The following is a 22,895-nucleotide window of genomic DNA, read 5'->3' as shown; positions in this document are numbered from 1 at the left end:
ACGCAGGGGGTGACGCCGACGGCCCGCGCGCTCATACGGGGTGCTCGGCGCACAGGCAGCCGACGCCCTTATCGATCCATTCCCGGCCGGCCCACTCCGGGTGCCGCTCGATCATGAGCGCCCTGACCTCCTCGACGATCGTCTGCTCGCTCACGGCCGAGTCCCGGCGCGCCCAGGTCTCGTCGCGCAGCAGCTCGAGGTAGTCGCGGACGTCGGCGAGCAGCTGCGGGCCGCCGACGTCGCCGTGACCGGGCACCACGACCTGCGGCGACGCGTCGGCCAGCCGCCTCATCACGCTGATCCAGCGGATGCCGGAGACGTCGGTGTCGTACGGCGGGAACCACGGGAAGATGGCGAACTGCCCAGCCTCCACGAGATCGCCGGTGAACATCACCCCGGCGTCGGGGACCGTGATCACCTGGTCGCCCCTGCTGTGCGCCCGGCCGGCGGCCCGCAGCCGCACCACCCGCCCTCCCAGGTCGAGGTCGTACGCGTCGTCGTAGACGACGTCCGGACTGGCGATCTCGACGCCCTCCAGCTGCCGGGCGACCGGCTCGCCGAGCCCCCGGAACATTTCGAGGTAGGCGGCGCCCTTCGCGGCCAAGTCCTCGGCCTGCGCCCGGTTGACCAGGAATGTCGCCTTCCCGGCGAACACCTGCGCCCCGAACGCATGCTCCGGGTGGAAATGCGTCGTGGTCAGATAGAGCCTGCGACCTGCCGCGTACTCCGCCGCGAACGCGAGGACGGCCTCGGCGTTCCGCGGGCCCATGCCGGTCTCGACGACCAGCACGGAATGGGCGCCGCCGACGACGCCGATGTTGGGCACCAGCGGCACCCGGCGATTGGGGATCACCAGCAGGTCGCGGGCGAGCTCCCGCACGTCCTCGATCCGCACGACGGGCTCGGGCAGCACGAATTTCGACATGACATCCACTTTCCGGAGAGCCTGGCAATCTGGCCGCTCCAGTCCATTACCGGATGCTGTGCCGCGTCCAACACCGGTTGCGCACGCCCGATACCGTCCCGGTATCGTCGCCGGTGATGGACCTACGCTCGCTGCGCTACTTCGTGGCGGTCGCCGAGGAGCGCCACTTCGGGCGGGCCGCCGCGCGCCTGCACATGACCCAGCCGCCGCTGAGCCGCGCCGTCCGGCAGCTGGAGGCCGATCTCGGCACTCTCCTGCTGCACCGATCGCCCACCGGCGTCACGCCGACCCCCGCCGGGGCCGCGCTCTACGAAGAGGCACGCGCGCTGCTGGAGCAGGCCGAGCGGGTGCGCGCCCGGGTCGCCGCCGCGGCCGGCGCCGCCACCCTGACCATCGGCACTCTCGCGGACAGCGCCGAGCAGGCCGGGGCCCGGCTCGCCGCGGCCTTCCGCCGGCGTCACCCGGGAGTCCAGGTACGCGTCCGCGAAGCCGACTTCACCGACCCGACCACGGGCCTTCGCGCCGGACTCGTCGACGTCGCCATCACCAGGGAGCCGTTCGACGACGCCGGGATCACCACCCGCCTGCTGCGCTCCGACCCCATGGGCGTGGTCCTGCGTGCCGACGATCCGCTCGCCTGTCGCGAGACCCTGCGGCTGAGCGATCTCGCCGGCCGCCCGTGGTTCCGGCTGCCCGACGGCACCGATCCCGTCTGGCGCGCCTACTGGAACGCCACCACACCGGGCGGCGAGCTCAGGGACGGCCCGGTGGTGCGCACGGTCCACGAGTGCCTGCAGGCGGTTCTGTGGAACGGCACGGTCGGGCTCGCGCCGGCATCCCATCCGCTCCCCGAGGGGCTCGCGTCGGTGCCGCTGGCGGACATGCCGCCCAGCCGCCTCGTTTTGGCCTGGAACAGCGCCGACGCCGGCCCGCTGATCCGCTCGTTCGCCCACATCGCCACGAGCGTTTACCGCGCCGCCGAGCGGGGGCATGCGGATACGTGAAAGGCCCTCCCCGCCTGAGCGGAAAGGGCCTGCACGGTTGTCCGGATCGATGAACCGGGAGTCCGGATCAGTAGATCGGGCGGGAGGAGGAGCGCAGCCGCTCCAGCGCCTCGGCGAGAATCTGCGCGCCGTCCTTGTCGCTACGGCGCTCCTTCACGTATGCGAGGTGCGTCTTGTACGGCTCGTTCTTCGGCGGAGCAGGCGGGCTCGACTGGTCCTGCCCGGCCGGCAGCCCACACCGCGGGCAGTCCCAGAACTCGGGGACGGCCGCGTCACTGGCGAAGCTCGGGCGCGTCTCGTGCATGTTCGCGCACCAGAACGAGACCCGCACACGGGGGGCGGCCTCGCCGCGTTCGGCCTCTCCCATGGGGCCGGCGCCGACTCGGCTACCACGGATCGCGTTGCCACTACCCACCGATGAACTCCTTGCTCGATCGCCCCGCGGACGGGGGGAGGTGAATCTCTGCCACGCGTGGCCGGAGGCCGTCCGCTACGGCTTGAGCAGCAGGCCCAGCGCGATGATGCAGACGAACCAGACGACGCCGGTGATGACGGTGAGACGGTCCAGGTTACGCTCCACCACCGACGAACCGCCGAAAGAAGACGTGAACCCGCCGCCGAACAGGTCGGACAGGCCGCCGCCCTTGCCCTTGTGGAGCAGGACGAGCAGCACCATCAGAGCGCTCGACAGGATGAGGGCGATGGAGATTCCGATTGTCACCGTAGACCTGTTCCTATGTCCGGGCGTGCACGACGGGTTGTGCACGATGCCATCGGCGTGACGATTCAATTGTGTTCTTTGAGGGTACGACGTCATGTCAAGTCGTACCCCCCAAACGGCTCAGCTAGCCGGCGGTCTCGCCGAGTCGGCAGATCTTGGCGAACTCTCCCGCGTCGAGGCTGGCCCCTCCCACGAGGGCGCCGTCGATGTCGGCCTCCGCCATGATGCCGGCGACGTTGCCCGACTTCACCGAGCCACCGTAAAGGATACGGACAACGGAGGCTACATCGTCACCGTAGAGCTCGGCGAGTCGCGTCCTGATTGCGCCGCACACCTCCTGGGCGTCCTTCGGCGTGGCGACCTCGCCGGTGCCGATCGCCCAGACCGGCTCGTACGCGATCACGATGGACTTCACCTGCTCGGCGGTCACGCCCTCCAGCGCGCCGTCGAGCTGCGCCAGCGTGTGCTCGACGTGGCGGCCCTCCTGGCGCACCGGCAGCCCCTCGCCCACGCACAGGATGGGCGTCAGCGAGTGCCGGTAGGCGGCCTTGACCTTGGCGTTGCACAGCATCTCGGCCTCGCCGTGGTACTCCCGCCGCTCCGAGTGCCCCACCAGCACGTACGTGCAGCCGAGCTTGCTCAGCATGCTCCCGCAGATCTCCCCGGTGTACGCCCCGGAGTCCTGCGCGGACAGGTCCTGGGCGCCGTAGGTGATGCGGAGCTTGTCGGCGTCCACGAGCGTCTGCACGCTGCGCAGGTCGGTGAACGGCGGCATGACCGCGACGTCCGCCTTGTCGTAGTCGCGGTCGGTCAACGTGAACGCCAGCTTCTGCACCAGGTTGATGGCCTCAAGGTGGTTGAGGTTCATCTTCCAGTTGCCGGCGAACAGCGGCTTGCGAGCCATCTACTCCTCCAGCGCCGCGAGTCCGGGCAGCGTCTTGCCTTCGAGGTACTCGAGGCTCGCGCCGCCACCGGTGGAAATATGCGAGAAGCCGTCCTCGGGCAGGCCGAGCCTGCGCACGGCCGCGGCCGAGTCGCCGCCGCCGACCACGGTGAACGCCTTGGAGTTGACGAGCGCCTCGGCCACCGCGCGGGTGCCGCCGGAGAACGCGTCGAACTCGAACACGCCCATCGGGCCGTTCCAGAACACGGTCTGGGCGTCGGCCAGCTTCGAGGCGAACAGCTCCCGGGTGCGGGGGCCGATGTCGAGGCCCTCGCGGTCGGCCGGGATCGCGGTGGCGTCCACGACCTCGTGCGGCGCGTCGGCGCCGAACTCCGTGGCGGCCAGCACGTCCACCGGCAGCACCAGCTCGACCCCGCGGGAGGCCGCCTCGTCGAGGAAGCCCCTGACCTGGTCGATCTGGTCCTCCTGCAGCAGCGACTTGCCCACTTCGTAGCCCTGCGACTTCAGGAACGTGTAGGCCATGCCGCCGCCGATAAGCAGGCGGTCCACCTTGGACAGCAGGTTCGCGATCACGCCGAGCTTGTCGGAGACCTTCGCGCCGCCCAGCACGACGACGTACGGCCTGGCCGGGTCCTCGGTGAGCTTGCGCAGCACCTCGACCTCGGCGAGGACCAGGTCGCCCGCCGCGTGCGGCAGCCGCTTGGGCAGGTCGTAGACGCTGGCGTGCTTGCGGTGCACCGCGCCGAAGCCGTCGCCGACGTAGAGCTCGGCGAGGTCGGCCAGCTTACCGGCGAACTCGCCCCTGACCGCGTCGTCCTTGGACTCCTCGCCGGGCTCGAAGCGCAGGTTCTCCAGGAGGGCGACCTGCCCGTCCTGCAGGCCCGCCACCACGCTCTGCGCGGACTCGCCGACCACGTCGGTGGCGAAGGCCACGTCCTCGCCGAGCAGCTCGGCCAGCCGCCGGGAGACCGGGGCGAGCGAGTACTTCGGCGTGACGGAGCCCTTGGGACGGCCGAGGTGGGCCGCGACGACGACCTTCGCGCCGCGCTCGATCAGCTTCCTGATCGTCGGCACCGACGCCCGGATGCGACCGTCGTCGGTGATCGTCTCCCCGTCGAGGGGGACGTTGAGGTCGGCGCGCACGAACACGCGCCGGCCCTTCACGTCGAGCTCGTCGATTCCGATCATCAGAGGGAGGCGCCCACGTACTCGATGAGGTCCACGAGGCGGTTGGAGTAGCCCCACTCGTTGTCGTACCAGCCGACGACCTTCACCTGGTTGCCGATGACCTTGGTCAGGCCGGCGTCGAAGATGCAGGACGACGGGTCGGTGACGATGTCGCTGGAGACGATCTCGTCCTCGGTGTAGCTGAGGTAGCCCTTGAGGTAGCCCTCGGCGGCGGCCTTGAGCGCGGCGTTGACCTCCTCGACGGTGGTCTCGCGGCCGACCTCGACCGTGAGGTCGGTGGCCGAGCCCGTCGGGATCGGCACACGCAGCGCGTAGCCGTCGAGCTTGCCCTTCAGCTCCGGCAGGACCAGGCCGATCGCCTTGGCGGCGCCGGTGGAGGTCGGGACGATGTTCAGCGCGGCGGCGCGGGCGCGGCGCAGGTCCTTGTGCGGGCCGTCCTGCAGGTTCTGGTCCTGCGTGTAGGCGTGGATGGTGGTCATCAGGCCCTTCTCGATACCGAAGGTGTCGTTGATGACCTTGGCCATCGGGGCCAGGCAGTTGGTGGTGCAGGAGGCGTTGGAGATGATCGTGTGAGCGGCGGGGTCGTACTTCTCGTGGTTCACGCCCATGACGATCGTCACGTCTTCGTTCTTCGCCGGCGCGGAGATGATGACCTTCTTCGCGCCGTTGTCGGCGTGCACCTTGGCCTTGGTGGCGTCGGTGAACAGGCCGGTCGACTCGACGACGACGTCCACGCCGAGGTCGCCCCAGGGCAGCTTGGCGGGGTCGCGCTCGGCGAACGCCTTGATCGCCTTGCCGTCAACGGTGATCTCGTCCGCAGAGGCCTTCACCTCGTACGGCAGGCGGCCCAGGATGCTGTCGTACTTCAGCAGGTGGGCCAGCGTGGCGTTGTCGGTGAGGTCGTTGACGGCGACGACCTCGATGTCCTTGCCGCTGGCCGCCACAGCGCGCCAGAAGTTACGGCCGATACGGCCGAAGCCGTTGACGCCTACGCGGATGCTCACGGATCCGATCTCCTCGTACGTCGTGCGCCGGAGTACCGGCGCCAGGGCTGTGTTAAACCTCAATGACAGACCTTATCGGACCCAAATTGGTGTAGACCACCGGGCCGCGCTTTGACGGCGTGTCAGCCCGGCCGAGCCGGTGAGCGGGCCCTTCCCGCACGACGACGCCCCCGTCGCACCGTTCCACCGCGCCCTCGCCCCCGGGACGGGATCGCGACGGAACCGCGGTGGCGGCGCTACTGCACGAGCATGTCCGCGGTGAGGTTGGCCTCGGTGTTGGCGATGCCGAGATCCTGGGCGCGCTTGTCGGCCATCGCGAGCAGCCGCCGGATGCGCCCGGCGATGGCGTCCTTGGTCAGCGGCGGGTCGGAGATCTGGCCGAGCTCCTCCAAGGACGCCTGCTTGTGCTCGACCCGCAGCCGACCGGCGATCACCAGGTGCTCGGGAGCGTCGTCGCCGAGGATCTCCAGCGCCCGCTGCACCCGCGCGCCCGCGGCGACGGCCGCCCTGGCCGACCTGCGGAGGTTGGCGTCGTCGAAGTTGGCCAGGCGGTTGGCGGTGGCCCGCACCTCGCGGCGCATCCGCCGCTCCTCCCAGGCCAGCACGCTGTCGTGGGCGCCGAGCCGGGTCAGCAGCGCGCTGATCGCGTCGCCGTCGCGCACGACCACGCGGTCGACGCCGCGCACCTCGCGGGCCTTGGCGTGGATCTTGAGCCGCCGGGCCGAGCCGACCAGGGCCAGCGCCGCCTCCGGACCGGGGCAGGTCACCTCCAGCGACATCGACCGGCCGGGCTCGGTCAGCGAGCCGTGCGCGAGGAACGCGCCCCGCCAGGCCGCCTCGGCGTCGCAGGTGGCCCCGGAGACGACCTGCCGGGGCAGCCCGCGCACGGGACGCCCGTGGTTGTCGATCAGGCCGGTCTGCCGGGCCAGCGCCTCGCCGTCCTTGTAGACGCGCACGACGTAGCGCGAGCCCTTGCGCAGCCCGGCGGGGGCCAGGACCAGCACCTCGGCCTTGTGGCCGAACACCTCGCCGATGTCCTTGATCAGCCTGCGGGCGGTGGCGTTGGTGTCGAGCTCGGCCTCGATCACGATGCGCCCGCCCACCAGGTGCAGCCCGCTGGCGAACCGCAGCAGCGTCGAGACCTCCGCCTTTCGGCAGCAGGGCTTGAGCACCGGAAGGCGGCTCAGCTCGTCTTTCACCACACCCGTCATGGCCATCAGCTCGTGTCCTCCCCCAGACAGACTCTGCCCGTCAGTCTCTCGCACCAGGCGAGCACGCAATCACCGCTTCTCACGGAAAATCTCATCCAGGACAGTGGCAAGACGTGGTCCGTCGTGCCGCACAGATCCGTCAGGGGCGGCCACATCGGCCAAAACGACCCGGCCGCCCATCGACCAGGCCGCCTTCTCCAGCGCCTTCGGGTCGGCGACCACACCGCCGTCGGCGATCACCGCGTCGACGACCAGCGCGGGGGCGTGCTCCCTGAGCACCTCCAGGTGCCGTTCGGGCGAGAAGCCGTCGGTCTCCCCCGCCTGCGGCGCGAGGTTGAGGATCACCAGCCGCCTGGCGCTCGTCTCGTGCAGCGCCCGCGCGAGTCCGGGCACCTTCAGGTGCGGCAGCACGCTGGTGAACCAGGAGCCCGGCCCGAACACCACCCAGTCGGCCGCCTCGATCGCCTCAATCGCCTGGGGGCAGGCGGGCGGATCGGACGGCACCAGCGAGATGGAGCGCACCCGCCCCGGCGTCAGCGCGCAGGCGACCTGCCCGCGCACCGTCGTGACCGTCCCGTCCAGCTCGACCTCCGCCTGGATGTCGAGCGGCACGGAGGCCATGGGGAGCACCCGGCCGTGCGCGCCGAGTAGCCGGCCCACCCATTCCAGGCCCACGACGGGGTCCTCCAGCAGCTCCCAGAGCGCGACGATGAGGAGGTTGCCGACGGCGTGGCCGTGCAGATCGCCCTCGCTTCTGAAACGGTGCTGGACGACTTCGCTCCAGGTCTGGCCCCACTCGTCGTCGCCGCACAGGGCCGCGAGCGCCATCCGCAGGTCACCGGGCGGCAGAACCCCCAGCTCGCGCCTGAGACGCCCACTGGAGCCGCCGTCGTCGGCGACCGTCACCACGGCCGTCAGATCGTCCGTGACGGTCCTGAGGGCCGACAGGGAGGCGTACAGGCCGTGGCCGCCGCCGAGCGCGACGACCTTGGGACCGCTCGCGGGGGCGGCGGGGCGCGGGGAAAGCATCGGGCTGCCGGGGGTGGGGGACTTCAGGGGATCGGGGGCGGAGGGGTCCGCGGGTCTTTCCGGGGCGGGGTCCTTCATCGTCCTCCTCGCCTCGCCACGAGCACCGCCCTGCGGAGCCGTGGCGCTCATGTCGTGCCGATCGGCCCGGCCCCGGGGCCCGCCGGGGCCGGCCGTACGGGATACCGCCCGCGGACCCGCCCGCGGACCGGGCGGGGGCCGTCACTCTCGGCCCGTGTCCCGGTGGCTGACCTGGACGTCCATGCCGCGCTCGCGCAGGCGGGCGCCGAGCTGCTCGGCCATCGCGACACTGCGGTGCTTGCCTCCGGTGCAGCCCACGGCGAGGGTGGCGTAGCCCTTGCCCTCGCGCGCGTATCCGGCGGCCACGATGCCGAAGACCTCCTCGTAGCCGTCGAGGAACTCCTTGGCCCCGGGCTGGCCGAGCACGTAGTCGCGCACGGGGGCGTCGAGCCCGTTCATGGGCCGCAGTTCCGGCACCCAGTGGGGGTTGGGCAGGAACCGGCAGTCCACGACGAGGTCGGCGTCGACCGGCAGGCCGTACTTGTAGCCGAAGGACACCACGTTCACCTTCAGCCCCGGGCGGTCCTCGCCGCCGAAGAACGACACGATCTTCTTGCGGAGCTCGTGGACGTTCAGCAGGGACGTGTCGACGACGAGGTCGGCGTTGGCGCGGACCTCGCGCAGGATGCCGCGCTCGCGGTCGATCCCGTCGACGAGCCGCCCGTCACCCTGGAGGGGGTGGGGACGCCGGACGTTCTCGAACCTGCGGACCAGTTCCTCGTCGCTCGCCTCCAGGAACATCACCCGGACGCCGACGCCGCGCCCGACGAGTTCCTCGATCGCCGCGTTCAGGTCGGTGGTGAAGGCGAGGCTGCGCACGTCGACGACCGCGGCGACGCGGTCGGTCGCCATGTTCACCCGGCCCGCCTCCTCGGCGAGCGAGGACAGCAGCCCCGGCGGCAGATTGTCGATCACGAACCAGCCGAGGTCCTCCAGAGCCTTCGCGGCGGTGCTGCGCCCCGCCCCCGACATTCCGGTGATCACCACGAATGCCGGCTCAGTCGTGCTCATCGCCCGCTCACCGCCTTGCCGCCCATGTCAGCCCGCCCAACGTCAGCCCCGTCCACCCCCATGCCGGGGTGGCCGCCCCGCCCGCCGGGACGGGGCCCGCTCCACGCGGGAGGGACCATCTGGTGCCGGAGCATGACACCTCTTCACCTGATCGCGCCACCGCCACGCCGCGCGGCTCCGGCGGCGCCCTCCCCGAAGTCCTCCCCGGGACGGGACACGCCGAGGTGCTCGCGCGAGCACCTCACGACCCCTGCTCCGCCGGGGACGGGCTCTCACCGCGGAGCGCCGCGACGATGGCCTCGGCGGTCGCACGGCCGATGCCGGGGACCTCACGGATCTCCTCCGCGCTTGCCTCCCGCAGCCGCTTCACCGAGCCGAAGTGGCGCAGCAGGGCCTGACGGCGTGCCGGGCCCAGACCCGGCACGTGGTCGAGCGCGCTCTCTTTAAGCGATTTCGACCTCTTCGTCCGATGGTAGGTGATAGCGAACCTGTGTGCTTCATCGCGGACGCGCTGTAACAGATAGAGGCCCTCGCTGCTGCGCGGCAGGATCACCGGCTGGTCGTCGCCGGGCAGCCAGACCTCCTCCAGCCGCTTGGCCAGCCCGCACACCGCGATGTCGTCGATCCCGAGCTCGTCCAGGGCGCGCTGGGCCGCCGCCGCCTGAGCAGGGCCGCCGTCCACCACCACGAGGTTGGGCGGGTAGGCGAACTTGCGGGGACGGCCGGTCTCCGGGTCGATCGGCGTCCCGGCGCCGCCGCGCTCGGCCGCGCCGTACCCGTCCTCGTCGTGCACCGCCCCGCCGTTCACAGTCCCGTCGTTCACCGTCCCGTCGGGAGCCGCCTCGCCGTTCGCCGCCGCATCGCGCCCTGCCCCGCCGTTCGCCGTCCCGTCGGGAGCCGCCTCGCCGTGCGCCGCCGCGTCCTCCGTCCCCGCGTCCAGCTCGCCCGTCGCCGCCCGCTCTTCCAGGTAGCGCTTGAACCGCCGGCAGATGACCTCGTATATCGAGGCGACGTCGCCTTCCCCGGTCCTGATGGAGAAGCGGCGGTACTCGCTCTTGCGGGCCAGGCCGTCCTCGAAGACCACCATCGAGGCCACGACGTTCTCGCCCTGGATGTGCGACACGTCGTAGCACTCGATCCGCAGCGGCGCCTGGTCCAGGTCGAGAGCGTCCGCGATCTCCTGCAGGGCGCGGCTGCGAGTGGTCAGGTCGCTCGCGCGGCGCAGCTTGTGCTGGGCGAGCGACTCCTTCGCGTTGCGCTCCACGGTCTCCATGAGGCTCTTCTTGTCGCCGCGCTGGGGAACGCGCAGGTCGACGCGGGAACCCCGCTGCTCGCTCAGCAGCTCGATCAGCGCCGCCTCGTCCGGGGGCCGCGCCGGCACGAGGATCTCGCGGGGAATCGTCGCCTCGCCGTACATCTGGAGCAGGAACTGCTCCACCAGCTCGCCGGGGCCGGCCTCCTCGACCTTGTCGACCACCCAGCCGCGCTGCCCGCGGATCCTGCCGCCGCGCACGTAGAAGACCTGGACCGCCGCCTCGAGCGGGTCCTCGGCGAGGGCGATCACGTCGCAGTCGGTGTCGTCGCCGAGCACGACCGTCTGCTTCTCAAGGGCGCGTTGCAGCGCCTGGACGTCGTCGCGCAGCCGCGCGGCCCGCTCGTACTCCTCCACGGCCGCCGCCTCGCGCATCTCGCGCTCCAGCCGCTTGATGAAGCGGCCGGTGTTGCCGGCCACGAAGTCGCAGAAGTCCTCGGCGAGGGCGCGATGCTCCTCGGGGGTGACCCGGCCGACGCAGGGCGCCGAGCACTTGTCGATGTATCCCAGCAGGCAGGGCCGCCCGATCTGGCCCGCCCGCCTGAAGACCCCCGCCGAGCACGTCCGCACGGGGAAGACACGCAGCAGCAGGTCGACGGTCTCCCGGATGGCCCAGGCGTGCGAGTAGGGGCCGAAGTAACGCGTGCCCTTCCGCTTGGCCCCCCGCATCACCTGCACCCGGGGGAAGTCCTCCCCCATGGTCACGGCCAGGTACGGATACGACTTGTCGTCGCGGTACTTGACGTTGAACCGGGGGTCGAACTCCTTGATCCAGGAGTATTCGAGCTGGAGCGCCTCGACCTCGGTGCCGACCACCGTCCAGTCCACGGACGCCGCGGTCGTCAGCATGGTCTGCGTCCGCGGGTGCAGACCGGCGAAGTCCGCGAAGTACGAGTTGAGCCGCTGCCGCAGGCTCTTCGCCTTGCCCACGTAGATCACCCGGCCGCCCGGGTCGCGGAAGCGATAGACGCCTGGCGACTCGGGAATCGATCCGGGCGCCGGTCGATAAGTTGCCGGATCCGCCACGTTCAAAAGACTACTGGCCCCCGCCGACATTCCCGCCGTCCCCGCCGTCCCCGGCGGACCGGGCAGATCCGGCGGGCCCGGCGACGGCGAGAACCGCCAGCGCCTCGCCGCCGGGCGAGCCGCCCGCCATCGCGCCGGCTCGCACACGATGTAGGGCGGCGGCGCCTCGTGTCACCCCTCAGGCGCGGGGGTTCGCCCGCCCGCGGCCGTGGACATCACCGCCATGGCCACCAGCCATCGAGCCCGAGCCGGCGCCGGACCCGGCAGCCGCCGTCAGGCGAGGGTGATGCTCTCGCCGCTCACCGTGATCTTCTTCTCGGCCAGTGGCCTGGCCGCCGGGCCGTTGACCACGGAGCCGTCCTTCGCACTGAACCTGCTGCCGTGACACGGGCAGACGATCTCGTTGTTCGAGACGCTGCCGACCGGGCAGCCCTGGTGGGTGCAGGTCGCGCTGAACGCCTTGAACTCGCCGGCCGCCGGCTGCGTGACGACGACGTCCTGATCCTTGAAGACCTTGCCGCCACCCTCGGGGATGTCGGAGGTCTTCGCGAGCTCGCCCCCGCCCTGTGCCCCCTGGGACTGGCCGCCCTGGTCCGCCGACGCCGTCGTGTCGTCCCCCCCGGAGGCGCCGCACGCGCTCAGCGCCGCCGCCAGCCCGGCGCCTCCCGCGCTGAAGATCACGGCCCGGCGTGTCGTATCCGTCATGCTCATCCTTCCCTGATGCGACGGCCCAGGACGTCCACGGTCCCGGGTCCTTCCCCTGCGCGACGCGTCACCCTGTGTGTCCTCAGGTACGGCCATCACCCCGTGGCCGGTCGGGGGTGACGCGGTCGGAAGCAGAAGAGTAGGGAGAAATAATGAGACGAATACTCATACACCCAAGATCTTGCGCAGGAACGCGCCGGTGTGGCTCTCCTCGACCCGGGCGACCTGCTCGGGCGTGCCGGTGGCGATGACCCTGCCACCTCCGGACCCGCCCTCGGGCCCCATGTCGACGATCCAGTCGGCGGTCTTGACGACGTCGAGGTTGTGCTCGATCACGATCACCGTGTTGCCTGCGTCCACGAGCCGGTTGAGCACGCCGAGAAGCCGCCTGATGTCCTCGAAGTGCAGGCCGGTGGTGGGCTCGTCCAGCACGTACACGGTGCGGCCGGTCGAGCGCCGCTGCAGCTCGGAGGCGAGCTTCACCCGCTGCGCCTCGCCGCCGGACAGCGTGGTCGCGGGCTGGCCGAGCCGTACGTAGCCGAGACCGACGTCGTTGAGGGTCTGCAGGTGACGGCGGATGGCGGGGATCGCCTCGAAGAACTCCAGCGCCTCCTCGATCGGCATGTCGAGGACCTCGGCGATCGTCTTGCCCTTGTAGTGGACCTCCAGCGTCTCCCGGTTGTATCGGGCGCCGTGGCAGACCTCACAGGGGACGTAGACGTCCGGGAGGAAGTTCATCTCGATCTTGATGGTGCCGTCGCCGGAGCACGCCTCGCAGCGCCCGCCCTTGACGTTGAAGCTGAACCGGCCCTGCAGGTAACCGCGGACCTTCGCCTCGGCCGTGGCGGCGAACAGCTTGCGCACATGGTCGAAGACGCCCGTGTACGTCGCGGGGTTGGACCTCGGCGTGCGGCCGATCGGCGACTGGTCGACGTGGACGACCTTGTCCACCAGGTCGGTGCCGACGACCCGGGAGTGCCGTCCTGGCACGGTCTTCGCGCCGTTCAGTTCCTTGGCCAGCGCGGCGTACAGGATGTCGTTGACCAGCGTCGACTTGCCGGACCCCGAAACGCCGGTGACCGCCGTGAAGACGCCGAGCGGGAACTCGACGTCCACTCCCTTGAGGTTGTGCTCACGGGCGCCCTTGACGACGAGCTGCCGCTTCTTGTCCCGCGGGCGCCGGACCTCCGGCGCGGTGATCGCCTTGCGGCCCGACAGGTACGCGCCGGTCAGCGACTCCTCGCTGGCGAGCAGGTCCTGCACGGTGCCGGACACGACGACCTGGCCGCCGTGCTCGCCCGCGCCGGGGCCGATGTCGACCACCCAGTCGGCGGCGGCGATCGTGTCCTCGTCGTGCTCGACCACGATCAGCGTGTTGCCCATGTCGCGCAGCCGGACCAGCGTCTCCAGCAGGCGCTGGTTGTCGCGCTGGTGCAGGCCGATCGACGGCTCGTCCAGCACGTACAGCACTCCGACCAGGCCGGAGCCGATCTGGGTGGCCAGCCGGATCCGCTGCGCCTCGCCGCCCGCCAGCGTGCCGGCGGCGCGGTCGAGCGTGAGGTAGTCGAGGCCGACGTCGAGCAGGAAGCCCAGCCGGGCGTTGATCTCCTTGACCACCCGCTCGGCGATGTGCATGTCCCGCTCGGACAGCCGCAGGCCGGACAGGAACTTCGCGCAGTCGGCGATCGACATGCCCGAGATTTCGGCGATCGAGGCGTCTCCGACGGTCACGGCCAGCGAGACCGGCTTGAGGCGGCGGCCCTTGCAGGCCGGGCAGGGCACCTCGCGCATGAAGCCCTCGAACCGCTCCCGGCTGGCGTCGCTCTCCGACTCGGCGTGCCGGCGCTGGACCCAGGGGATCACACCCTCGAACTCGGTGTAGTAGGACCGCTGCCTGCCGTACCGGTTGCTGTAGCGGATGTGGACCTGCTCGTCGTGGCCGTGCAGGATCGCCTTCTGCGCCTTCTTCGGCAGCCGCTCCCACGGGGTGTCGAGGTCGAAGCCGAGCGCATGGCCCAGCGCCTCCAGCAGCCGCACGAAGTAGTCGCTGGTGTGGCCGTTCGCCCACGGGCTGATCGCGCCGTCGCCCAGCGTGCGCTCGGGGTCGGGCACGAGGAGGTCGGGGTCGACCTCCATGCGGGTGCCGAGGCCGGTGCACTCGGGGCAGGCGCCGAAGGGCGAGTTGAACGAGAACGACCGGGGCTCCAGCTCCTCGAACGACAGGTCGTCGTAGGGGCAGTAGAGGTGCTCGGAGTAGAAACGCTCACGGTTGGGGTCGTCGTCGGGAAGGTCGACGAAGTCGAGTGTGATCGTGCCGCCGGACAGCTGCAGCGCGGTCTCCACCGAGTCGGTGAGCCTGCGCCGCGCGCTCTCCTTCACCGACAACCGGTCGACGATCACCTCGATGTCGTGCTTCTCGTACTTCTTGAGGGTGGGCGGCTCCTCCAGCCGCACGATCGTGCCGTCCACCCGGGCGCGGGCGTATCCCTTGGTCTGCAGCTCGCGGAACAGCTCGGCGTACTCGCCCTTGCGGCCGCGGATGATCGGGGCGAGCACCTGGAAGCGGGTGCCCTCCTCAAGTTCGAGCACACGGTCCACGATCTGCTGCGGTGTCTGGCGGGCGATCGGGCGACCGCACTGCGGGCAGTGCGGCTTGCCGATACGCGCCCAGAGCAGACGCAGGTAGTCGTAGACCTCGGTGATCGTGCCGACGGTCGAACGGGGGTTGCGGCTGGTGGACTTCTGGTCGATGGAGACGGCCGGGGAAAGGCCCTCGATGAAGTCCACGTCGGGCTTGTCCATCTGACCCAGGAACTGCCGGGCGTACGCGGACAGGGACTCCACGTATCGCCGCTGTCCCTCGGCGAAGATCGTGTCGAAGGCCAGGCTGGACTTGCCGGAGCCCGAGAGCCCGGTGAAAACGATCAGAGCGTCTCGCGGTAGGTCGAGCGAGACGTCCTTGAGGTTGTGTTCGCGTGCGCCACGCACGATCAGGCGGTCAGCCACGGTGGTCCCGATAGGTCGATGAGGTGAATGGAGGTGCACGGGCAGGCTATCCAGAGCCACCGACAATTTCGGGGGGCATCGTCCGGCGGCCGGAGAGGGCGGCCCCGCGTGCATCGTGGGACACGCTCCGTGAACCAGAGTATGAGCTTCGTCAAACCCGCGCCCGGCATCCGCGCGAAACCCCTGCTCATACAACCGCCGGGGGGACCGTCCTCTTCCCACGGGGTGACGGGGACGGCGGCCGGGGCCTTCAGGGTCCATGATTCTTCCCATGTCCTTCATCGACGAGATCGAGCGGGAGCTGGCCGAGGCGACCGAGCGCCTGCTCGCGACCGCCGCCCGCCTCACCGACGAGGATCTCCGCGCGCCGTCCCTGCTGCCCGGGTGGACGAGGGGACACGTGCTCGCGCACGTCGCCCGCAACGCCGACAGCTACGTCAACCTGCTGACCTGGGCGCGTACGGGGGTGCGCACCCCGCAGTACGCGTCGGCACAGGCCCGCGAGGCCGGCATCGAGGCGGGCGCCGGCCGCCGGCCGGGCGAACAGCTCGCCGACCTGCGCGACAGCGCGGAGCGGTTCGCGGCGGCGGCCGGGCGGATGCCCGCCGAGGCATGGACCGCGCCGGTCTCGGGGATGAACCCGCCCGACCACCCCGCCTGGTACGTTCCGATCCGCCGGCTCAGGGAGGTCGAGGTGCACCACGCCGACCTCGGGGCAGGCTACGGATGGGCCGACTGGCCCGAGACGTACGTGAGACGAGAGCTGTACGACACGATGCTCTGGCTCGGCGACGAGTGCCCGGTGGGCGAGGTCGTCGCCCTCGACCCGGGCACCGGCCGGGTCCTGAGGACGTGGACCGGCCTCAGCGACGGCCCGGCCGTGGAGGGCACGCCGCGCGAGCTGCTCGCCTGGCTCGCGGGCAGGACCGACGGCGCGGGCCTGCGCCTCACCTCCCCACGGGGCCGCCTCCAGCAGGCCGGGACACTGCCGTCCCCGCCGCCCTGGCCGAAGCCGTCCCCGGCGGGGCTGCCCGCCGAACCACCCTCGTCCTGGCCGCCCGCCGACAACTAGAGAGGAACGATCATGACCTACACCGGAAACGTCGCCAAGGGCGGGCCCGCCGACGTACGCGAGGTCCCGGGCTTGACGATCTCGAAGATCGAGGTCGGCGACTTCGGCAACAACGCCTACCTGCTCCGCTGCACCGAGACCGGCGATGGGCTGCTGATCGACGCGGCGGCCGAGCCCGAGCGGCTCCTCGATCTCATCGGCGACATGCCGATCAGCTCGATCGTGACCACCCACCGGCACCGCGACCACTGGGGGGCTCTGGTGGAAGTCGCCCGCGCCACCGGCGCGCAGACCCTCGCCCATCCCCTCGACGCCCCCGAGCTGCCGGTGACGATCACACGGGAGGTCGGGCACGGCGACCGGGTGACGGTCGGCGTGGTGACGCTGGACGTCATCCACCTGCGCGGCCACACCCCCGGCTCGATCGCGCTGCTCTATCAGGACCGCCACCTGTTCACCGGCGACTCCCTGTTCCCCGGCGGCGTCGGCAACACCCAGAAGGACCCGGCGCGGTTCGAGCAGCTGTTCACGGACGTGGTGGACCGGATCTTCGACCGTCTTCCCGACGAGACGTGGGTCTATCCCGGTCACGGCCGTGACACCACGCTCGGCGCCGAGCGGCCGCACCTGCCCGAGTGGAAGGCCCGCGGCTGGTGACGTGACGCACGCCCGGACGGTGTCCCGCCCCCCGGGGCGCTTGATCCGGTGGGCGGGCGCACGTGATTCGGGGAGCTCCTGCCGGGCAGCGGCTACCGCACGGACCGTCGGAGGAGCCCCGAATGACCCCCCTCGTGACCCACCTCGCGAGCACGACCGCGTGGAGCGGCGACGACACCCGCCTCATCGTGGCCGCCCTGGCCGGCATCGCGGTCATCGTGCTGCTGATCACGAAGCTGCGGACCCACCCGTTCCTCGCCCTCGCGCTCGGCTCGGGCGTGCTCGGTCTGGGGGCCGGCATGGCCCCCGAGAAGCTGATCGACAGCTTCTCCGCCGGGCTCGGCTCGACCGTGGCCGGCGTCGGCGTGCTCATCGCCCTCGGGGCGATGCTGGGCAAGCTGCTGGCCGACTCGGGCGGGGCCGAGGAGATCGTGGACGGCATCCTGCGCCGCAGCGGCGACCGGGCTCTGCCATGGGCGATGACGCTCATCGCGGTGCTCATCGGACTGCCGATGTTCTTCGAGATCGGGCTGGTCCTGCTGATCCCCGTCATCCTGCTGGTGGCCCGGCGCGGCGGCCGTCCGCTGCTGCTGATCGCCATCCCCGCACTGGCGGGACTGTCCGTCCTGCACGGCCTGGTGCCCCCGCATCCCGGGCCGCTGGTCGCGATCGACACGCTCAAGGCGGACCTCGGGCTCACGCTCGGGCTGGGCCTGCTGGTGGCCATCCCGACCGTGATCGTGTCCGGCCCGCTGTTCGCCCGGTTCGCCGCCCGGTGGGTGCGGCCGGCGCCGCCGGAGCGGCCCGAACGCGAGCAGACCCCAGAGTCCGAGAACGCGGAACCGGGGGACGCGGACCACCCCAGGCCGGGGTTCGGCGTCACGGTGGCCACGATCCTGCTGCCGGTCGTGCTGATGCTGGGCCGGGCCGTCGCGGAGATCGTCCTGCCGGAGGGCCACGCGGTGCGCACCGCGTTCGAGGTCCTCGGCACTCCCCTGATCGCCCTGCTGATCGCCGTGATCGTCGCGATGTTCACGCTGGGCCGCGCCGCGGGCTTCGGCCGGGCCCGGATCTCCTCGGCGATCGCCGATTCGCTGCCGCCGATCGCCGGCATCCTGCTCATCGTGGGCGCGGGCGGCGGATTCAAGCAGACCCTGGTCGACTCGGGCGTCGGGAAGGTCATCGGCGAGGCCGCGCAGGGCGCGAACGTGCCCGTGCTCGTGCTTGGCTGGCTGATCGCCGTCGGGATCCGGCTGGCCACCGGTTCCGCCACGGTGGCCACGATCTCCGCCGCCGGGATCGCCGCGCCGCTGGCGGCCGGGCTCTCCCCCGCCCACGTCGCCCTGCTCGTGCTCGCCATCGGCGCCGGGTCGCTGTTCTTCTCCCATGTGAACGACGCCGGGTTCTGGCTGGTCAAGGAGTATCTCGGGATGTCCGTCGGCGAGACGATCAGGAGCTGGTCGGTCATGGAGGCGGTCATCTCGGTGGTGTCGTTCTGCTGCGTGCTCCTGCTCGGGCTGGTGGTCTGAGGACCGCGGCACTTCGTCCGTATAGTGGTCGGCGCACATCGTCCTTCCCCTGGAGCCCTGGCACCTCATGGAGATCACTGGAATCGAACTGCGCCGGATCGCGATGCCGCTCGTCGCGCCGTTCCGGACGTCGTTCGGCACCGAGACCACCCGCGACGTCCTGCTGGTGCGGGTGGTGACGCCGCAGGCCGAGGGCTGGGGCGAGTGCGTGGCAATGGCCGAGCCCCTGTACTCCTCCGAGTACGTGGACGCGGCGGCCGACGTGCTGCGGCGCTTCCTGATCCCCGCGCTGCCCCGCGAGCCGAACCCGCAGGCCGTCGGTCCCGCCCTCGCGCCGTTCAAGGGCCACCGGATGGCGAAGGCGGCGTTGGAGGCCGCGGTGCTCGACGCGTCACTCCGGACCACCGGCGAGTCCTTCGCCCGCTACCTCGGCGCCACCCGCGACCGCGTCCCCTGCGGCGTCTCGGTCGGCATCATGGGCTCGGTGGCCGAGCTGCTCGACACGGTCGGTGCGTACGTCGAGGAGGGGTACGTACGGGTCAAGCTGAAGATCGAGCCGGGGTGGGACGTGACGCCGGTGCGCGCGGTCCGGGAGCGGTTCGGGGAGGACCTGCTGCTCCAGGTGGACGCCAACGCGGCCTACACCTTCGCGGACGCCCGTCATCTGGCCCGGCTCGACGACTTCGACCTGCTGCTGATCGAGCAGCCGCTCGCCGACGACGACCTCGTGCAGCACGCCCGGCTCGCCCGGTCGATCCGCACGCCGATCTGCCTCGACGAGTCGATCGAGTCCGCCGCCCACGCGGCTGCGGCGATCAGCCTCGGCGCGTGCTCCGTGATCAACATCAAGCCGGGGCGGGTGGGCGGTTACCTGGAGGCCCGGCGCATCCACGACCTGTGCCGCGCCCACGGCGTCGCGGTGTGGTGCGGCGGCATGCTGGAGACCGGGATCGGCCGGGCGGCCAACGTCGCGCTGGCCGCGCTGCCCGGCTTCACGCTGCCGGGCGACACCTCCGCCTCCCGGCGCTACTTCCACACCGACGTGACCCCGCCGTTCGAACTGGACGGCGGGCACCTCGACGTGCCGGACGGCCCGGGGCTGGGCGTGGACCCCCTCCCGGACGTTCTGGACGAGGTCACCACGGCGACGGAGTGGATCCGGCTGTGACACCCGAACCGGTCAGACGGCGCTGAGAGCAGGTGCGACGCGTCAGGCGTCGCCGAGTGCAGGATGCGACCCGTCAGACGTCGCCAAGTGCAGGGTGCGACCCGTCAGGCGTCGCCGAGTGCAGGGTGCGGCCGGGGCTCGCCGGTGGTGAAGACCTTCACGATGCGGTCGGCCGCGAGAGCGGGCTCCTCCGCGCTCTCCACCACATCGCCCCAGGACCACCGGTAGAACCAGCCGTCCGACATCGCGACGCAGTCCACGGTCTCGGTGAACAGCGCCGCGTCCGGGTCGCGGACCTTCAGCGACGGCGGGTCGGGGCGCAGGGACGCCTCCAGCCCTCGTAGCTCAAGCTCCCGGGCGAGTTTGCCGAGGAAGTACGTCCGGGTGTGCTCACGAGGCATGGCGACCAGGGCTCCATTGGACTAGGCGTTTTCTCCACGTCATTGGCCGGGCCCAAGATGACGGGCCCCAGCCGACCGGGGCCCTGTCCGTTCGACGACGTCAGCCCGCGTTCTCCGAGCGTCGTTCCCTGCGCTGCTGCTTTTTGAACATGAGAACGCGAAGCGGAATCGCGGACACGATCGCGATCTGCATCGTGGCGCCCACCTTGATGAGCTGGTCACCGCCCGCGAGACCGGCCGCCCAGATCGTCAGGCAGGCCACGTTGATCAGCATCCAGCCCAGCACGACGGCGGCCAGGTTGCCCTTGGGCTTGGGGTATTCGATCCGGCTGACCATGAGCCAGGCCACGGCGAAGACGGCGGCGAGCGTGACGTAGTTCGGCTGGAAGAGCAGCACGATCGACACCACGGTCATCGCGCCCATGGGGATCGGCAGGCCCATGAAGTCGCCGCTCTTGGTCTTCACGCAGGCGAACCGGGCCAGCCGTACGACGCCGGCGAGCAGCACGGACCCGGCCGCGCACAGCACCAGCCACAGCGGGAGCTTGCCGGAGAAGCCGGCCCAGATCACCACCATGAAGGCGGGCGCGAAGCCGAAGCTGATCACGTCGGCGAGGTTGTCCAGCTCGGCGCCCATCGCGGACGCGCGGAACTTCCTGGCCACCAGGCCGTCGAACAGGTCGCAGGTCGCGCCGATGAGCAGCAGCACCACGGCCGTGCCGAAGAAGCGCGGGTCGGGGGCGAACTTACCGCTGGCCTGCAGGTCGCTGATCGCCGACCAGGCGAGCACGCAGACGGCGAGGAAGCCGCTGAGGGCGTTGCCCAGCGAGAGGGAGTCGGCGGCCGACAGGCGGAACGCCTTGCCGACGGGCCCGCGTGGTTCCTCATCCACCTCCTCCACCGGCCAGGCGGCTTCGGCGCCGAGGTCAGATGTGGTCAAGGCGTGTCACCCCCGCGACGGTCCGGGTGCCGACGGTGACCGCCGGCCTGATGCCCTCGGGCAGGTAGACGTCCACCCGGGAGCCGAAACGGATCAGTCCCACCCGCTCGCCCTGGACGACCTTCGCGCCCGCGAACAGGTACGGCACGATGCGGCGCGCGACGGCGCCGGCGATCTGCACCATCTCGATGTCCCCGAGCGCGGTGTCGAAATGCCACACGACGCGCTCGTTCTTGTCGCTGTCCTTGTTGAACGCGGGCACGAAGCCGCCGGGCACGTGCTCGACCGCGGTGACCGTGCCGGCCGCGGGCGCCCGGTTGACGTGCACGTTCAGCGGGCTCATGAAGATCGCGACCCGGGTGCGGCCGTCCGGCCACGGGTCGATGCTCTGCACGACACCGTCTGCGGGCGAGATGAGCCTGCCCTCGCCGAGCGTCCGCTCGGGGTCGCGGAAGAACCACAGCATCCCGCCGGTGAGGGCGGCGAGCGGCGCCGCGGCCAGCGCCCAACGGGGCGACCTGCGGGTGAGAACGGCGGTGGCGGCTGCCGCCGCGGCGGTCGGAGCCAGCCACGGGGACACGCCGCGTGCGAGCCTGACTCGGCCCCGGGCACTTCCCGCGAGCCCGGATTCGGGGCCGCGGGGCAACGATTCGTTGGACACAGATGACCTTTGTACTCTTCGGGCGACTATGGAGCGGCATGCGAGCTAACGATCGATATTACCGATCCGGCAGTCAATGCGTGGCACAACGAGAACAAGCAAACAGGGTGAGTTCCCGTTTTGCTAGCCCTGGGGGGCTTCGGCCTGAGACGCCTCCGTCTGGGAGGGTTCCACCGGACTAATGGTTCTCTCGTCGCGACGAGCCTTGATGAGACTGGCGACGGTGGTCACGGCCATGGTCACGCCGATGACCGCCAGCGACACCCAGATGGGGATCTGAGGGGCCCAGGAGACCTCGTTCTCATGAAGTGCTTCAAGAATCAGCTTAACCCCGATGAAACCGAGGATGAACGCCAATCCGTAGCTGATGTAGACCAGCCGCTGCAGCAGTCCGCCGAGCAGGAAGTAGAGCTGACGCAGCCCCATCAGGGCGAACGCGTTGGCGGAGAACACGATGAAGGCCGCCTTCGTGAGGCCGAAGATGGCCGGGATCGAATCGAGGGCGAACAGCAGATCCGTGGTGCCGATCGCGATCATCACGATCAGCATGGGCGTCACCATGCGCTTGCCGTCCACCCGAACGGTCACCCGGGAGCCGACGTAGTCGGGGGTGGTCGGGAAGACCCGCCGGGCCCAGCGCAGGAGGATGTTCTCGTTGAACTCCTCGTCCTGCCTGTTGTGGTCCCGGACCAGCGTGTACGCCGTGTAGACCAGGAAGGCCCCGAACGCGTACAGCAGCCAGCCGAAGCGGCTCAGCGCGGCGGCCCCGATCGCGATGAAGATCCCGCGCATGACGAGCGCGAGGACGATACCGACCAGCAGGACCTTGTGCTGGTAGATCCGGGGCACCCCGAAGCGGGTCATGATGATGTAGAAGATGAACAGGTTGTCGACGCTGAGGCTGTATTCCGTCAGATAGCCCGCGAAGAACTCGCCACCTGTTCCGGCACCGGCCCAGACCGTTAACCCGATGCCGAACAACACGGCCAGGCAGACGTAGAAGCCCACCCAGATGCCTGCCTGCCGCATGGAGAACTCGCGTGGTTCACCACGATCGACGATCAACAGGTCGATGGCGACCACAACGACGAGACCCACGATGACCAGGGCCCACAACCACAAGGGCGCATGTACCACGACTACCTCCGGCGCGCGCTGAACACACTGCCGGAGGTCTCTCCCGCCCGTACGCGCACGGCGGACCGACGGCCCCGGGTGCTGACACCGTGATGACGGAACCGCCGCGAAGGGATACTCCCCCCCAACCCGTCCAGTATATGGATCAGACTTAGCCTCACCTAATCCTTGCCGGAACGTCGGCGCTGATCGGCGAGAACAGGCGA

At 70.6% G+C, this 22,895-nt stretch carries 21 protein-coding genes; 5 read left to right on the top strand and 16 right to left on the bottom strand.

Annotated elements, in window-relative coordinates:
• Positions 1–31 precede the first annotated feature (31 nt).
• Complete coding sequence (locus ACGFIB_RS29050; RefSeq protein WP_357248144.1) at positions 32–925, bottom strand: MBL fold metallo-hydrolase; 894 nt, start codon at positions 923–925, stop codon at positions 32–34.
• A 116-nt stretch (positions 926–1,041) separates the two neighbouring features.
• Here ACGFIB_RS29050 and ACGFIB_RS29045 point away from each other — a divergent pair, with 116 nt between their 5' ends.
• Positions 1,042–1,929 (top strand): LysR family transcriptional regulator, encoded by an 888-nt coding sequence (locus ACGFIB_RS29045; RefSeq protein ID WP_393376309.1) that lies wholly within the window; start codon positions 1,042–1,044, stop codon positions 1,927–1,929.
• A 67-nt stretch (positions 1,930–1,996) separates the two neighbouring features.
• Here ACGFIB_RS29045 and ACGFIB_RS29040 read toward each other — a convergent pair whose 3' ends face one another.
• The 11 genes from ACGFIB_RS29040 to uvrA all read right to left on the bottom strand — a co-directional run bounded on the left by ACGFIB_RS29040 (position 1,997) and on the right by uvrA (position 15,124).
• Entirely contained in the window at positions 1,997–2,344 is a 348-nt protein-coding gene (locus tag ACGFIB_RS29040) for an RNA polymerase-binding protein RbpA (protein ID WP_076441469.1), read from the bottom strand.
• Positions 2,345–2,419: 75 nt separating this feature from the next.
• The gene (gene secG, locus ACGFIB_RS29035; protein WP_142572490.1) at positions 2,420–2,650 is read right to left on the bottom strand and encodes a preprotein translocase subunit SecG; all 231 of its coding nucleotides are present in this window, start codon (positions 2,648–2,650) and stop codon (positions 2,420–2,422) included.
• A 124-nt stretch (positions 2,651–2,774) separates the two neighbouring features.
• Complete coding sequence (gene tpiA / locus ACGFIB_RS29030) at positions 2,775–3,554, bottom strand: triose-phosphate isomerase (protein ID WP_142572491.1); 780 nt, start codon at positions 3,552–3,554, stop codon at positions 2,775–2,777.
• Positions 3,555–4,742, bottom strand: coding sequence for a phosphoglycerate kinase (locus ACGFIB_RS29025; protein WP_357248138.1), 1,188 nt, complete (start codon positions 4,740–4,742; stop codon positions 3,555–3,557).
• A complete protein-coding gene (gene gap, locus ACGFIB_RS29020; RefSeq protein WP_142572493.1) occupies positions 4,742–5,746 on the bottom strand; it encodes a type I glyceraldehyde-3-phosphate dehydrogenase in 1,005 nt (334 codons plus the stop codon). Before gap ends, ACGFIB_RS29025 begins: the two co-directional genes overlap by 1 nt.
• 236 nt (positions 5,747–5,982) lie before the next feature.
• Positions 5,983–6,963 carry a DNA-binding protein WhiA gene (gene whiA / locus ACGFIB_RS29015; protein ID WP_142572494.1) on the bottom strand — a complete coding sequence of 327 codons (981 nt, stop codon included), beginning with the start codon at positions 6,961–6,963 and terminating at the stop codon, positions 5,983–5,985.
• A gap of 63 nt (positions 6,964–7,026) precedes the next feature.
• Entirely contained in the window at positions 7,027–7,986 is a 960-nt protein-coding gene (locus ACGFIB_RS29010; RefSeq protein ID WP_142572545.1) for a gluconeogenesis factor YvcK family protein, read from the bottom strand.
• Positions 7,987–8,205: 219 nt separating this feature from the next.
• Complete coding sequence (gene rapZ / locus ACGFIB_RS29005; protein ID WP_142572495.1) at positions 8,206–9,075, bottom strand: RNase adapter RapZ; 870 nt, start codon at positions 9,073–9,075, stop codon at positions 8,206–8,208.
• A 241-nt stretch (positions 9,076–9,316) separates the two neighbouring features.
• Entirely contained in the window at positions 9,317–11,413 is a 2,097-nt protein-coding gene (gene uvrC / locus ACGFIB_RS29000) for an excinuclease ABC subunit UvrC (RefSeq protein ID WP_357261771.1), read from the bottom strand.
• A gap of 273 nt (positions 11,414–11,686) precedes the next feature.
• Positions 11,687–12,118 (bottom strand): Rieske (2Fe-2S) protein, encoded by a 432-nt coding sequence (locus ACGFIB_RS28995; protein WP_191053002.1) that lies wholly within the window; start codon positions 12,116–12,118, stop codon positions 11,687–11,689.
• Between the two features lie 165 nt (positions 12,119–12,283).
• Positions 12,284–15,124, bottom strand: coding sequence for an excinuclease ABC subunit UvrA (gene uvrA, locus ACGFIB_RS28990; protein ID WP_393376307.1), 2,841 nt, complete (start codon positions 15,122–15,124; stop codon positions 12,284–12,286).
• Positions 15,125–15,395: 271 nt separating this feature from the next.
• Here uvrA and ACGFIB_RS28985 point away from each other — a divergent pair, with 271 nt between their 5' ends.
• From ACGFIB_RS28985 to menC, 4 genes are all read left to right on the top strand, one after another.
• Positions 15,396–16,196, top strand: coding sequence for a maleylpyruvate isomerase N-terminal domain-containing protein (locus ACGFIB_RS28985; protein ID WP_393376306.1), 801 nt, complete (start codon positions 15,396–15,398; stop codon positions 16,194–16,196).
• 12 nt (positions 16,197–16,208) lie between these two features.
• On the top strand, positions 16,209–16,853 hold the full coding sequence (locus ACGFIB_RS28980; protein ID WP_393376304.1) for an MBL fold metallo-hydrolase: 645 nt from the start codon (positions 16,209–16,211) through the stop codon (positions 16,851–16,853).
• 122 nt (positions 16,854–16,975) lie between these two features.
• A complete protein-coding gene (locus ACGFIB_RS28975; RefSeq protein WP_393376302.1) occupies positions 16,976–18,382 on the top strand; it encodes a GntT/GntP/DsdX family permease in 1,407 nt (468 codons plus the stop codon).
• Positions 18,383–18,449: 67 nt separating this feature from the next.
• Positions 18,450–19,550 carry an o-succinylbenzoate synthase gene (menC, locus tag ACGFIB_RS28970; protein WP_393376301.1) on the top strand — a complete coding sequence of 367 codons (1,101 nt, stop codon included), beginning with the start codon at positions 18,450–18,452 and terminating at the stop codon, positions 19,548–19,550.
• Positions 19,551–19,654: 104 nt separating this feature from the next.
• Here menC and ACGFIB_RS28965 read toward each other — a convergent pair whose 3' ends face one another.
• From ACGFIB_RS28965 to ACGFIB_RS28950, 4 genes are all read right to left on the bottom strand, one after another.
• Entirely contained in the window at positions 19,655–19,951 is a 297-nt protein-coding gene (locus tag ACGFIB_RS28965) for a hypothetical protein (RefSeq protein WP_030507339.1), read from the bottom strand.
• 100 nt (positions 19,952–20,051) lie between these two features.
• A complete protein-coding gene (pssA, locus tag ACGFIB_RS28960) occupies positions 20,052–20,891 on the bottom strand; it encodes a CDP-diacylglycerol--serine O-phosphatidyltransferase (RefSeq protein ID WP_142572503.1) in 840 nt (279 codons plus the stop codon).
• The gene (locus tag ACGFIB_RS28955) at positions 20,878–21,537 is read right to left on the bottom strand and encodes a phosphatidylserine decarboxylase (protein ID WP_142572546.1); all 660 of its coding nucleotides are present in this window, start codon (positions 21,535–21,537) and stop codon (positions 20,878–20,880) included. The genes pssA and ACGFIB_RS28955 overlap by 14 nt, the downstream gene beginning before the upstream one ends.
• Before the next feature lie 138 nt (positions 21,538–21,675).
• On the bottom strand, positions 21,676–22,689 hold the full coding sequence (locus ACGFIB_RS28950; protein ID WP_142572504.1) for a TerC family protein: 1,014 nt from the start codon (positions 22,687–22,689) through the stop codon (positions 21,676–21,678).
• Positions 22,690–22,895: the final 206 nt, after the last annotated feature.

Origin of the sequence: Microbispora bryophytorum (genome assembly GCF_043197435.1) — a bacterium.
Classification (GTDB): domain Bacteria; phylum Actinomycetota; class Actinomycetes; order Streptosporangiales; family Streptosporangiaceae; genus Microbispora; species Microbispora bryophytorum.
Note: the sequence above shows the minus strand (reverse complement) of the source record. Positions and strands in the feature narration are given on the sequence as shown.

Coding starts and splice junctions, on each gene's coding strand:
- ACGFIB_RS28965 (WP_030507339.1), bottom strand. CDS start 19,951: ATGCCTCGTGAGCACACCCGGACGTACTTCCTCGGCAAACTCGCCCGG.
- ACGFIB_RS29010 (WP_142572545.1), bottom strand. CDS start 7,986: ATGCTTTCCCCGCGCCCCGCCGCCCCCGCGAGCGGTCCCAAGGTCGTC.
- rapZ (WP_142572495.1), bottom strand. CDS start 9,075: ATGAGCACGACTGAGCCGGCATTCGTGGTGATCACCGGAATGTCGGGG.
- ACGFIB_RS28985 (WP_393376306.1), top strand. CDS start 15,396: ATGTCCTTCATCGACGAGATCGAGCGGGAGCTGGCCGAGGCGACCGAG.
- ACGFIB_RS28975 (WP_393376302.1), top strand. CDS start 16,976: ATGACCCCCCTCGTGACCCACCTCGCGAGCACGACCGCGTGGAGCGGC.
- ACGFIB_RS29045 (WP_393376309.1), top strand. CDS start 1,042: ATGGACCTACGCTCGCTGCGCTACTTCGTGGCGGTCGCCGAGGAGCGC.
- ACGFIB_RS29050 (WP_357248144.1), bottom strand. CDS start 925: ATGTCGAAATTCGTGCTGCCCGAGCCCGTCGTGCGGATCGAGGACGTG.
- menC (WP_393376301.1), top strand. CDS start 18,450: ATGGAGATCACTGGAATCGAACTGCGCCGGATCGCGATGCCGCTCGTC.
- tpiA (WP_142572491.1), bottom strand. CDS start 3,554: ATGGCTCGCAAGCCGCTGTTCGCCGGCAACTGGAAGATGAACCTCAAC.
- ACGFIB_RS28995 (WP_191053002.1), bottom strand. CDS start 12,118: ATGACGGATACGACACGCCGGGCCGTGATCTTCAGCGCGGGAGGCGCC.
- ACGFIB_RS28980 (WP_393376304.1), top strand. CDS start 16,209: ATGACCTACACCGGAAACGTCGCCAAGGGCGGGCCCGCCGACGTACGC.
- ACGFIB_RS29025 (WP_357248138.1), bottom strand. CDS start 4,742: ATGATCGGAATCGACGAGCTCGACGTGAAGGGCCGGCGCGTGTTCGTG.
- whiA (WP_142572494.1), bottom strand. CDS start 6,963: ATGGCCATGACGGGTGTGGTGAAAGACGAGCTGAGCCGCCTTCCGGTG.